The following is a 12,510-nucleotide window of genomic DNA, read 5'->3' on the forward strand; positions in this document are numbered from 1 at the left end:
TGTTGAGTCAAAGGTTGCAGAGTATCCTACGAAAAATCATATGTAATCTTCTACTCATCTCGTGTTTTGCGACGACGTAATGACAGTCCGCCAAAGCCGCTAATAATCGCAATATAAAAACCAAGATCATAAGCCCATCCCGTATTAAATATTTCATACACACGAATATCTGATTTAAACAACCCAATAATCAAACTAATTGGCGCGACCCAACCATGCCATATTGCCCAAAAAAATCCTGCTGGATCAGCAGCGCTGTAGCTGCCATCTCCCGGTACACAGCCAGACAGCATTACCATAGAAAGTACAGCTGTGATGACCATCACCCCTCTTGCTCGAATTGGGGACCTTGCTGGCATTACTCGCTTTTGATTCTTCATGTAATTTCTCTCCCTTCGACTCCGTTTCTTGTTTTCCAACAACACCACTTCTTGATTTTAATCCATATACTATATGACAATTTTATTTAGGATAAAACATGACCTCTGACCCTAATTACCCTGTTCAGATGCTTGCATAAACAAGTGCCTCAAACTACTCCCTCTCACAACACCACTATTTATGAAAAACATGCGCTATTATCTATTAGTTTCAAGAAAAGTTCATGCTTGAAGTTATCCACACTGTGTATAATTCGTAAATCGACTATATTCTTAAATTATCCACACTTGTTCATAACTATTGGATAACTTATTTCCGAATATTATTTCCCTATTTATTATTAAATATATGTAAATATTATGTTAAATAGCCATGAAAACTATTGAAAAAATAAGAACAACATGATCAATTATTCCCTATACTTCATTTAGCGCAATCGGTTGATTACCTGCTTGGACCAACTCATGTATACCTCAGATGAAACTCAATTGTATACGTCAATCCATTGCTTCACATGCTTCCTCTTTAAGCAGACCTGTTCTCTTTTGAAATAAGTTCGAGCACCATCTATTTACTGCCTTCCTTGTTACATCACCCCTCTCCATTATTTTCATTTAAAAAAATATTTTTCCCTTTAGTTTTGTCCTATTATCAACAACAAAAAACGTTCTCTATCAGCCTGTCTTTGATCTTATCCACACTTGTCCACATGTGATATGCATCACCTTACGCCTATTTACACACCCTATATGTTGTAGTATATTTACTGAAGCTCAACAATATATTGAATTTTTCGTGGGTTACACCCTTAATTTACCTATACATACACATATATTCCCGTGCAGCGTTTGACATCAAAATTGGACTTTCTCTCTTCTTAGTAAGGACAGTTATGGCACGGTCATTTAACCTAATAATAGTCCACAGCTACCTTCATTAATCGCCTCCCACTGCGAGCAATGAATAAACCTCTATCTTATCGTACGTTGCATGTTCTAGCGATTTACAATCCAACTGATGAGCAATCTCTTTTTCCACGGCCACCAAGGTCGCCGGACCAGTATATATATCTAATACCAATTCGACTTGTCTTAGCATAAGGGAGTTGTTCATACGCATGCTTAAAGATTCCGCTGTACAGAGCAGTTGTACATAGAGGTGATCTATTTTGCGTGCCAACCCGTTATGCCCAAATAGAGCAAATAAGACGCGATATGAGGAGGAACTGAGATGTTTACGCCCCCTATCCACACCGTGCATACGGTATTAAAACCTAACAATCGTTCACTTGCATTTGATACGGACCGCATGAAACGGTATGGCAAACGTATTATGGAAGACTATCCGCATTTGGACCGTTCCCGCTGGCATCGCAGCGTACTGGCCAAGCTCCGTCAACCGTCTGTACAGGCATCTGATGTTACACAAGCCTGCATCATGACCGCACTAGAACTAGTCACACGCGAAGAGCCTGACTGGAAGTTTGTCGCTGCCCGCTCCCTGCAAACAAAGCTGTACAAAGAAGCAGCACTTAACCGCAGTTACAAAGCTTATCCAGATAAACCCTACGGTGATTTTCTGAAGCTTGTTCGATCATTGGTTACGATCGGGGTGTACCGGGAGGAATTGTTGGCCTCTTACACACCTGAACAGATTCGTGAATTAGGTATGGCAATCGAACCTCAGTGCGACGAGCTGTTTGACTACATTGGCTTATTGACACTACGTGAGCGTTATCTGGCTGTCGACTTTGAAGGGCGCACGATGGAGCTGCCGCAAGAGCGGTATATGGTGATCGCCATGTACCTGATGCACAAGGAACCAGAAGAACGCCGCGTTCAATTGGCAAAAGAAGCTTACTGGGCCATGAGCAACTTGTATATGACTGCCGCTACGCCTACAATGGCCAACTCAGGCAAAAAAGTAGCTGGCCAGTTGTCGAGCTGCTTTATTGACACCGTTGATGATTCTTTGGAAGGCATTTTTGATTCTAATACAGCTGTCGCACGCTTGAGCAAGATGGGCGGCGGAATCGGTGTCTATCTTGGCAAGATCCGGGCACGCGGCTCCGATATACGCGGGCATAAGAATACTAGCTCTGGCGTCATCCCGTGGATTCGCCAACTGAACAATACAGCGGTCAGCGTTGACCAGCTCGGCACGCGCAAAGGCGCAATTGCCGTATACTTAGACGTATTTCACAAGGACATCCTTTCATTTCTCGACTTAAAGTTAAATAACGGAGACGAACGAATGCGCGCTCATGACATTTTCCACGGGATCAGCATTCCGGATTTATTTATGGAAGCTGTTGAGCAGCGTGAGGATTGGCATCTGTTCTGCCCTCATGAAGTGAAGAAAGTGATGGGATGGATTGACAATAACGGCCGCCCAGTTGGTTTGGAAGATTTCTTTGATGAGAAATGCGGCGAAGGCTCCTTCCGCGAGCGATACGCCGAGGCGGTGGCGAACCCCCACTTGTCCCGTATCACGCTGCCAGCCATCGATATTATGAAGCGTGTCCTCAAATCTCAATTGGAGACGGGTACGCCTTACATGTTCTATAAGGATTCTGCAAACCGCGGTAACCCTAATCAAGCACATGGCGTAATATATAGTTCTAATCTATGTACCGAGATTATGCAAAATCAATCGCCTACTGTCATGGAGCAAGAAGAGCTTGTCGTACGCGATGGACAGACTCGGATTGTGATCAGCAAGGTTCCAGGCGATTTCGTAGTCTGCAACTTGAACTCGATCCATTTGGCTCGTGCTGTGCGTGCGGATGTACTGGAGAGACTTATACCGATTCAAGTTCGCATGCTGGATAATGTCATTGATATTAATAACATTGAAGTACTGCAAGCACAATATACGAATCATCGCTATCGGGCAATTGGGCTTGGCACATTTGGCCTTCACCATCTCTTGGCGCTGGAAGGTATCGCTTGGGAATCCGAGGCGGCAGTGACTTATAATGATCATTTATATGAAAAGATACATTACCTTGCGATTCAATCCAGTATGCAGTTGGCTCAAGAGAAAGGAGCATATCCACTCTTCCAAGGGTCGGAATGGGCGTCTGGACGTTACTTCGAACAGCGCGACTACACAACAGCTAACCTTCCAGGTCCATTCGTATCAACTGAGCAATGGCGAACGCTTGCTGCAGCTGTAAAAGTGAACGGTATGCGTAACGCATGGCTGATGGCAGTAGCCCCTAACGGCTCGACGTCTATTATTGCAGGTTCCACGGCGAGTGTTGATCCTGTATACGAACTTCTGAGCTATGAAGAGAAAACCACATATAAAATTGCCAATCCGGCTCCGGATCTGTCCGAAAAGACAATTTGGTACTACAAGACGGCTTTTCACATTGATCAGAATTGGTCCATCAAGATGGCAGGAGCACGTCAACGCCACCTAGATCAGGGGCAAAGCTTTAACTTGTATGTGCGCCCTGATATTCGAGCAGTTGATTTCTTGTCGCTGCACATTCACGCATGGAAGGCTGGACTGAAATCAACCTATTACGTTCGCAGCCAAGCACTCACGGTGGAAGAATGTGAAGCCTGCAGCTCCTAATATTGTTGATCTATCTGTTCGGCTTTTCTCAAGGACATAGCTGAACAGCAGCTTATGGTCGCCCAATCTGCATTGTTTATACTCCGCATCATGAGGCGCGGCCAACACTAGAAAGGAAGTGCTCTTATGACATTGCTTCATGAACAATTAGGCCGCCAGCTAATCTTTAATACAGAAGCACCAAACAAATCCACACGTATTATTAACGGAGAATGCTCTGGCATCGTGAATTGGGATGATATTCGCATGCCGCACATGTATAAATTATATAAAGTGCTGCTCTTAAATCACTGGATTGCAGACGAGATTCCGATGTCAAAAGATGCGCAGCAATTCCCTTTGCTTGCTCCGGAAGAGCAGCAAGCGTTCAAAGTCAACATTTCGCTCTTGGCTGTACTTGATTCGATGCAGACGATGTTTGTTGGTGATGTGAAAAGTTACTTTACTGATTCCTCACTCGAGGCTGTAGCCGCTATAATTGCACAGCAAGAAGTCGTCCACAATCAATCTTACTCATACGTGCTCTCATCTCTGATATCTTCCGCGGAGCAAAAAGAAGTGTTTGAGTATTGGAAGCATGATAAAGTGCTGTTGGAACGTAATCGTTTTATCGCTGATATTTATCAGAACTTCCGCGACAACTCAACACCGCAGACGTTCTTTGAAGCACTTGTAGCAGATTTGATTCTGGAAGGAATTTTCTTCTATAGTACATTTGCCTTTTTCTATAATCTGGCTCGCGATCAGAAGATGATGGGGACGAGTCAGATGATCTCATATATTCAACGCGACGAGAATCAGCATTGTTATTTCTTCGGCGAAGTATTCAAGCAGCTTCTAGTGGACTTCCCAGAGTTAAACACAAAAGAGAATAGGAATTACGTCTATCAGACAATCAATCGTGCTGTCGAATTGGAAACCAACTGGGCTAACTACACCCTGAGTAACATCGGTGGCATTGATTTACGTGAATTGTCCGATTATATCAAGTACATCGCGAATCGCCGCTTATCCATGATGGGCATGGATAAAGCATACGATGGCGTTGATGTGAACTGTATGCCTTGGATCAAGCCGTTCTCCGACGATGCATTAAACGCTACCAAAACCGATTTCTTCGAAGCTAAATCGCGTAATTATGGAAAAGTAGGCGACGATAATGGCTTTGATGAATTGTAAGTTTTGCTAGGGACTGGGCAGCATTAATTTATATACAACTCGTGAACAATATGAACTTAACAATATATTTAGGTTGCGCTTACAATTGCTGCATATATACACTAAGCAGCTTATGATACCATCTATCTGTACGAGCAAAATTATTGGAGGTGTCATATGATTCGGATCAACAAACTAGGACTCACATTATCATTAACCGCCATTCTGGCCTCCGTTATCGCAGGACCACTGGCAGCTGCCCCACTGCAGCCAATTCAACATACGGACTGGATGCAGCAGAAAGCTTACATCAACGGTGCCAATGACGGGCTTGCATTAGAACGTCCAATCACGTTGGTAGAAGCTGTCGTGGTTCTGGCTCGCGTACAAGGGGAAGAAGCTAAAGTTAAAGAAGTGGACGCATCCGTCAAGGGTAGCTGGGCAGCACGCGCATTAACATGGGCCAAGCAAGGCAGCATCGTGAACGCGGAACAGTGGACACGCCTACATAAAACTGCGGATGCTGCTACGCTAAGTGCAATTGCCAAGCAAGCCGGCATCGATCTGAAGTTGGATGGCAGCACGGTCACTAGACAAGCTTTTATTGACGCGCTTGGCGAAGCCATCACTCTCCACCTCACGATTGGACATACCAATGATGTACATGGACATATCATGGATGATGAGAAAAATAAAGAAATGGGTTATGCCAAATTAGCTACCCTTATGAAATCTCTTAAAGCCGAGAATCCGAACACGATGCTTGTTGATGCAGGCGATATGATTCAAGGCACTATATATGTTAACTTATCCAAAGGCGAAGCAGCTACAAAGCTAGTAAACCCGCTTGGATATGATTTTATGGTGGCAGGCAATCATGAATTTGACTTCGGTCATGAACAGCTCGTCAAAGTATCTAAAATGTTCCAATTCCCTGTATTAGGCGCTAACGTCTTTGATGCTAAAGGGGAACTTTTGTTGAAGCCATACGTGATCAAAGAGATCGAAGGCAAGAAATTTGCATTCCTCGGCTTGATTACCGAAGAGACTCCAATCGTGACGCATCCTGACAATGTAAAGGGATTAAAGTTCCTTAATCCGGTGACAGTTGCCAAGGAATGGGTTCCTAAACTGCAGCAGATGGCAGATCAAGTGATCATCGTCTCCCACTCTGGTTTGACTGAAGATCGTGAGATTGCCAAGCAGGTAAAAGGAGTGGACCTAATTATCGGTGGTCACTCCCATACCAAGTTGAGCACACCAGAAGTCGTGAATGGTGTCTATATCGTACAAGACTGGGAATACAGCAAGTCCCTTGGCCGTGTAGATATGTACTACCATAATGGGGAAGTTGTGCATTTCTCCGGGGGACTGATTGAATATAACAAAGATACTAAGCCGGATGAAGAAACAGCAGCGCGTGTTGCCGAATTGCAAAAGCATACGGATACGCTGTTAAGCGAAAAGATCGCTAAGACTGCTGTGAAACTGGAAGGCGACCGCACGAAGATTCGTGCCGAAGGAACGAATCTCGGTAATCTAATTGCGGACGCGATGCTGGAGCGTACCCGTTCAATGCCAGGCTTCGAGGCAGATGTTGCTCTTACCAATGGCGGAGGCATCCGTACAACTATCCAAGCCGGCGATATTACGAAACGCAACTTGTATGATGTACTGCCGTTTCCGAACACGCTTGCTGTGGTAGAGGCGAAAGGCAGCGAACTGCGAGCTGCTCTTGAAAGTGGTGTCAGCGAGATCGAGTCTGGCGCAGGACGTTTCCCTCAGATCGCGGGGATGACCTTCACTTTTGATATGAAATTGAAGGCGGGCAGCCGCGTGAGCGACGTTAAAGTAGGCGGCAAAGCACTTGATGATAACAAGACCTATCGTGTTGCTACAAATGATTTCATTATCGCAGGTGGAGATGGATATTCCATGCTCAAGAAGGATGCGCTAAATACAGGCGTAACATTATACGAGGTAGTGGAAGATTATATTATCAAAAAAGGTGATCTTTCTCCTGCAGACGACGGACGGATCAACAAACTAAAATAAATGATTAGTAAAGAGGCTGCCGCCATATATAATAAGGCAGCCTCTTTGGCTCCCTAGCCTATCCAATTATGCAAAGAACCTTCAGGCCCTATTTTTATGAGCTTGAAGGTTCTTTATTTGACTCTATTTAAGAACGCGTATCCTCTTCTGCTAACTTTTTCAAGGCTGTAACCCGCTCATCAAGTCGACCGTAGCCTTGAACTAATGCATTGATCTGACTATCCTGATGCTCCATACTTGCCAGCACTTCTTCAACAGAGCCCATATGCTGCTCCGTACTGCTTGCAATGGACACCATACTTTCCGACATCAAGCCATATTGCTCCTTCAACTCAGCAACCGCTGAACGCATAAGTTCCGCTTGCTTGTTGACCTGTTCCGTGTTACCTGAGATGTCCCTCACAATCTTCTCTACGGCTTGCGTAGCCTGAGCGCTGGATAGAACTGATCCTTCACCACGATTGACATGGCCCGCGGCAGCATTGATCTGCTGACGTATCGCTTCCAAAATGGCAGCAATCTCTTCTGTCGCCTGTTGAGTATGATCCGCCAGCTTGCGTACTTCACCAGACACGACGGCAAAGCCTCTACCGTGCTCACCCGCACGAGCCGCTTCAATCGCCGCATTCAATGACAGCAGGTTAGTCTGTGCAGATATTTCACTAATCGTACTTACGATGCTGCCGACTTTTTCTGTCTGCGAACTTAAAGCGTTCATTATTTGAACCGTCTCACGAACCATTGCTTGCACACGTCGCATTTCCTGTACCAAAGTCCCGATCTCGGTGTTCCCTTGCCCTGCAAGCTTAAGCGTCTCCGACGATACACCGTCTAACTGCTCTGTTCCACTAACTACATGACCAAGCGACTTCTCCACCAGTTGCACGGAGTCATTAATATGATGGATATTGACGGTCTGCTGTTCAATCGTTGATGAGATTTCAGCAAAAGTCACTGTCACTTCTCGGGATATATTACTAGTCGTCACCACTCGCTCTTTCTGCTCCTGACTAAAGTTGTTGAGCATAGATACCGAGCTATGAATCTCAGACAACATGTCCTCTGCCCGCAGCTTAGCTGTCAAAGCTTCAGTGCTATGCTCTAGTACTTGCTTTTGCAGGCGTTCGCTGAAAATAGCAGCCGCACATAAAGCAATCGTAGCGAAGGCTAGATACAGCAACAGGTAAAGCAGCGGTTCCTTCTTATACAGCACCTCATGGATGACTGGATCGTAAAATACATATATCGTGGCAACAGCACTCAGCACACCAGCTGTAAGAACAGGGCGATAATTGGAGTACAGCGCCATTACACCCATATTTACATAAAACAGCACATACGTACTGAATATCGGGTTAGGGTCTGATTTAATTAGAAACACCGTCAGTCCTGTCATAATAACAGGAATTAGATACATAATGGCACCCGGTGCTATGCGCTTGTACGTCATAAATGTAGCAGTCCCGCAAGCGACCGTACCAATAACAGCTAACATATAAAGCATGCTTCCTGTAACGTTAGCCGCGAGATTCGCTGCGATGCCAAGCCCAAGCATCCCCCAAATAATTTTAACGAGCAGTCTATTTCTCAGATCCAATATGGAAAGTTCGTTCAAAAGAGACGACCTACTTTCTAAAGTATAAAATAGCAAGACTAGACTACAACTGTTTTATTGCTTGCAGAAGGTGCTGTGTCGGGGATTATCCAAGAATAGCGGTGCTTGTTCCTTCTGACCTTGCCTACATCTATAATCGTCGGTATTACATCATCTCCTTTGTAGGCGACACGACCAGATACTTGCCGCATGGGGACTTGAAAAGATACCCTCAGCGCGCGTGCAAATACTGGCTCCAACAGGCATACAAAATAATCCTTGTCATGCTTGTCCGCATAATGCAGCATCGAAGAGATCAAACGGGCTATATTCGGTCCCCGATGTTCTCTAAGAAGCGCTACTTTATCGATTTCCACGACACGATCTGGCAATGCCATCTCCGGTTGGTCTTGGAACGCAGCGACGCTGTGAATTGGATTATTTGTTATATGGTACGGTTTATATTCGATAGTTCCCACACAATGGCCTTGTTCATTCGTAATGAGCATCTGGTGCAGTACTTCTCGCCCCGATTCCAATTCGAACCCTTTCTCTTTCCATACGGTTCTCCAGATCGATTGAAACTTAGAGGCTTCTACAGAGTTGCGGACATAGATATACATCGGAAGCACCTCTCCACTCTCATTTTCTATTTATAAGTACATGTTCATTTGTACTTATTTTAATAAGAGCCTTTAGCCCTGCCAAGGCGTTTCTATAAAATTCCTACTATAGTACTAGGTTTAAAAACAACTTCTACTTAAATAGCTCATAAGTAGCGGTTATATGGACACCTATCTTGTCAATTAATCGTATATAATGGCGTTCTTTGGCACCACCTTAACAAAAAATCAGCCCCGGTCATTTCTACTATGTTAGCAGAACAACCGGGGCTTTTATGTTCAAGAACTCACATGCGCAAATCCATAATTTAATAACGTGTGCGAGTCACTCCATATTTGATCTTTAGTTGAATGCAGTGCAACCGCAATTACTTTATGACCATTCCGGTTGGCTGATGAGACAAGGCAATAACCAGCTTGATCCGTATAACCCGTCTTGATGCCGTTCGCACCTTCATAGAAATGACCACTATCCAATTGCAGCAGTAGGTTCCGGTTATATACCATCTTTTCTACCTGATTGTCGTCTGACGTTAGGCTCAAGCTTGCCTCAGGCTCCATTACAATTTGACGGAAGATCTCGTTCCCCATTGCAGCGCGGGCCAGCACGGCTAGATCCTTGGCTGTCGAATAATGATCTTGACTAGGCATGCCATGGGGGTTGGTAAATTGCGTATTCGTCATCCCCAGCTCGGCGGCTTTTTTGTTCATCTGGCTAACAAATAAATCATAGGCTTGCTGGCGAGTTGATCCGGCCGGAGCATGCTTCATGCCAATCTGCACGGCAATCGTTCTTGCTGCGTCATTGCCAGACGGCAGCATCATAGCTGAGATCAGCTCCCGCCAAGTTAACAACTGTCCTGGAGCAAGCCCAGCCTTGCTCTCATCTGGAGCTGTCCAGTTTACTTCGCTGCCCACAATAACCCCTTCCACGGGATCCGCCTGCTCAACTGCCAATAATGCCGTCATAATCTTCGTGGTGCTGGCAGGAGGCAGCGGCTTGTTCTCGTTCTTATAGAACAGCACATCACCGTTATCCGCATCCATGACAAATGCGGCACTAGCCTCTAATGAGCCAAATGCCAACTCCTTATTGTTGCTAGAGACAAATACTTGATCTTGAATTCTAGCATATACGCCACGCAAAGGTACCCCAATTTCTTCTAATACAAACAACAATCCACCTAATATGAATAGAGCTCCAATCAACCTTTTCCACTTGAAACTCGGCTTTGTTTTGTTCTTCATCTCATCCACCCTGTTCGTTTATTGATTAAGACTTAGTTTAGACAACAGAAGTGAATGAATGTTTGCGAATTTATGATGAAATTATGATGTTAACGGCAGTCTTATCACAAATCGGGTTTGAAATGAATTACTTTCCGCCCAGATGCTGCCGTTATGCAGCTCCACGATTGCACGCGAGATAGCCAAGCCTAGCCCTGAACCTTCTTGCTCTTCGCCCCTTGACTTGTCAACTCGATAGAACCGGTCAAATACGTACGGGAGATCCTGCTGTGGAATCGCTGTTCCATAGTTAACGATCTCAATCTGAGCTTCATCAGCGATAACGGATACGTTTAAGTCGACCGCATCACCACCCGTACCGTACTTCATAGCATTGGACAATAAATTTTCGAATACACGCACAAGCTTTAAGGAGTCTGCCATCATAAATAATGATTGATCTGCATTGTTCATCCGCAGCTGCAGCCCCACTTGTTCCATTGGATAGCGATAATGAACGTACAATTGGCCCACCAACTCCGACAAATTCACACGTCCTAGATGCAAAGGCATGCCACCGCTCATTCTCGTATATTCGAATAAATCCTCAATCATGAGATGTAGTCGTTTAGACTTCTCGTAAGCGATGCTAATATAGTGGCGAAGCTCTAACTCATCCCGGTACTTGTCTTGTTCAACCAGCCCCAAGTAACCGATAATTGACGTTAACGGCGTTCTTAGATCATGAGATACATTCGTGACAAGCTCCGTCTTGGTCTGCTCCGCCCGGCGCTCCTCTTCTATCGATTTGCTAAGCTGTTCCGCCATGATATTAATATTGTGTTCGAGCTGACCAATCTCGTCTTTGGCGGATATTTTAATCCTTTGCGTCAGATCCCCTTCCGCAATATGCTGCACCGCTTTTGTCACACGAAGAATACGACGAATTAACAAACTCGTAAACAGAATAAAATACACCGCAAACCATAATAATGTATACATAACCGATAACAACATAACTCCAATTACGTCGTCCAAATATCGAATGAAGACGGTAAAGGTCGGAAAGTAGAAACTCTTGTACACAGCCGATATAGCCAAAAAACTCAATCCAGTGGTCGCACCCGCTAATGTAAAACATAACGGTAATGACAGTAACAGCTTCCAATTCAGTTTCATTCTACTGCCTCCACTTTGTAACCAACACCCCACACCGTATGGATAAACATGTACCCTTGTTTGTGCAGCTTGTCCCGGAGCTTGCTTATATGCGCCGCTATCGTATTATGCGCGCCTTGAAAAGTTTCCTTCCATACAAGCTCATACAAATCTTCTGCCCGAAACACCCTACCTGGATATCGTACCATCGTATATAAGATTTCAAATTCAATGGACGTTAAGTGGATTGCTTGATGGTCTACTTTTACTGTATGCAAATCCCTGTTTACTTCCAACTTCCCAAGGCTGATGACCTTATTTATGTTTCCGACATCCCCTTCAGCAAGCCGCGGATTAAGCTGATAGGTACGCCGCAGCAGCGACTTTACACGCGCCATAAGCTCCAAAGGATTAAATGGCTTCGCCATATAATCGTCCGCTCCTGTCATAAGGCCCATAATCTTGTCCATATCCTCCGTTTTGGCGCTGAGCATAAGAATCGGAGTTGCGTGACGCTCACGTATCACTCTTGTTACGCCTAATCCATCCAGCTTAGGCATCATGACATCCAAAATAACAAGATCAATAGGCTTCTCCTCTATCCGTTGCAGCGCTTCAAGCCCGTCATAGGCAAGCACACATTCATAACCCTCATTGATTATATATATACGGATTAAATTCGCGATCTCTCGATCATCATCTACAACCAGAATTGCCGTCATTCGTGTA

General features: G+C 44.8%; 10 protein-coding genes. 3 read left to right on the forward strand and 7 right to left on the reverse strand.

Features of this window, described 5'->3' with window-relative positions; all coding sequences use genetic code 11:
* Positions 1-50: 50 nt before the first annotated feature.
* Positions 51-380: a hypothetical protein gene (locus MH117_RS14720; protein WP_239329521.1), complete on the reverse strand. Its 330-nt coding sequence runs from the start codon at positions 378-380 to the stop codon at positions 51-53.
* A 937-nt stretch (positions 381-1,317) separates the two neighbouring features.
* Positions 1,318-1,560 carry a hypothetical protein gene (locus tag MH117_RS14725; RefSeq protein WP_239329522.1) on the reverse strand — a complete coding sequence of 81 codons (243 nt, stop codon included), beginning with the start codon at positions 1,558-1,560 and terminating at the stop codon, positions 1,318-1,320.
* A gap of 51 nt (positions 1,561-1,611) precedes the next feature.
* Between MH117_RS14725 and MH117_RS14730 the strand changes: the two genes are divergently transcribed.
* The 3 genes from MH117_RS14730 to MH117_RS14740 all read left to right on the forward strand — a co-directional run bounded on the left by MH117_RS14730 (position 1,612) and on the right by MH117_RS14740 (position 7,179).
* The gene (locus MH117_RS14730; protein WP_239329523.1) at positions 1,612-3,966 is read left to right on the forward strand and encodes a ribonucleoside-diphosphate reductase subunit alpha; all 2,355 of its coding nucleotides are present in this window, start codon (positions 1,612-1,614) and stop codon (positions 3,964-3,966) included.
* A 126-nt stretch (positions 3,967-4,092) separates the two neighbouring features.
* Complete coding sequence (locus MH117_RS14735; RefSeq protein ID WP_239329524.1) at positions 4,093-5,145, forward strand: ribonucleotide-diphosphate reductase subunit beta; 1,053 nt, start codon at positions 4,093-4,095, stop codon at positions 5,143-5,145.
* A 156-nt stretch (positions 5,146-5,301) separates the two neighbouring features.
* Complete coding sequence (locus MH117_RS14740) at positions 5,302-7,179, forward strand: bifunctional metallophosphatase/5'-nucleotidase (RefSeq protein WP_239329525.1); 1,878 nt, start codon at positions 5,302-5,304, stop codon at positions 7,177-7,179.
* Positions 7,180-7,306: 127 nt separating this feature from the next.
* On the opposite strand, the gene MH117_RS14745 is transcribed toward MH117_RS14740, so the two are convergent.
* The 5 genes from MH117_RS14745 to MH117_RS14765 form a co-directional block, all read right to left on the reverse strand.
* Entirely contained in the window at positions 7,307-8,794 is a 1,488-nt protein-coding gene (locus MH117_RS14745; RefSeq protein ID WP_239329526.1) for a methyl-accepting chemotaxis protein, read from the reverse strand.
* Between the two features lie 38 nt (positions 8,795-8,832).
* Positions 8,833-9,396 (reverse strand): hypothetical protein, encoded by a 564-nt coding sequence (locus MH117_RS14750; protein ID WP_239329527.1) that lies wholly within the window; start codon positions 9,394-9,396, stop codon positions 8,833-8,835.
* Positions 9,397-9,675: 279 nt separating this feature from the next.
* On the reverse strand, positions 9,676-10,644 hold the full coding sequence (locus MH117_RS14755) for a D-alanyl-D-alanine carboxypeptidase family protein (RefSeq protein WP_239329528.1): 969 nt from the start codon (positions 10,642-10,644) through the stop codon (positions 9,676-9,678).
* A gap of 81 nt (positions 10,645-10,725) precedes the next feature.
* Positions 10,726-11,802, reverse strand: coding sequence for a sensor histidine kinase (locus tag MH117_RS14760; RefSeq protein WP_239329529.1), 1,077 nt, complete (start codon positions 11,800-11,802; stop codon positions 10,726-10,728).
* Positions 11,799-12,503: a response regulator transcription factor gene (locus MH117_RS14765; protein WP_239329530.1), complete on the reverse strand. Its 705-nt coding sequence runs from the start codon at positions 12,501-12,503 to the stop codon at positions 11,799-11,801. Before MH117_RS14765 ends, MH117_RS14760 begins: the two co-directional genes overlap by 4 nt.
* Between the last annotated feature and the right edge of the window lie 7 nt (positions 12,504-12,510).

Source organism: Paenibacillus sp. ACRRX (assembly GCF_022346885.1).
In the GTDB taxonomy this organism is placed as follows: Bacteria; Bacillota; Bacilli; order Paenibacillales; family Paenibacillaceae; genus Paenibacillus_B.

Excerpts from the sequence above, each read along its gene's own strand:
- MH117_RS14720 (WP_239329521.1), bottom strand. The coding sequence starts at position 380 with ATGAAGAATCAAAAGCGAGTAATGCCAGCAAGGTCCCCAATTCGAGCA.
- MH117_RS14730 (WP_239329523.1), top strand. The coding sequence starts at position 1,612 with ATGTTTACGCCCCCTATCCACACCGTGCATACGGTATTAAAACCTAAC.
- MH117_RS14735 (WP_239329524.1), top strand. The coding sequence starts at position 4,093 with ATGACATTGCTTCATGAACAATTAGGCCGCCAGCTAATCTTTAATACA.
- MH117_RS14740 (WP_239329525.1), top strand. The coding sequence starts at position 5,302 with ATGATTCGGATCAACAAACTAGGACTCACATTATCATTAACCGCCATT.
- MH117_RS14750 (WP_239329527.1), bottom strand. The coding sequence starts at position 9,396 with ATGTATATCTATGTCCGCAACTCTGTAGAAGCCTCTAAGTTTCAATCG.
- MH117_RS14755 (WP_239329528.1), bottom strand. The coding sequence starts at position 10,644 with ATGAAGAACAAAACAAAGCCGAGTTTCAAGTGGAAAAGGTTGATTGGA.
- MH117_RS14760 (WP_239329529.1), bottom strand. The coding sequence starts at position 11,802 with ATGAAACTGAATTGGAAGCTGTTACTGTCATTACCGTTATGTTTTACA.
- MH117_RS14765 (WP_239329530.1), bottom strand. The coding sequence starts at position 12,503 with ATGACGGCAATTCTGGTTGTAGATGATGATCGAGAGATCGCGAATTTA.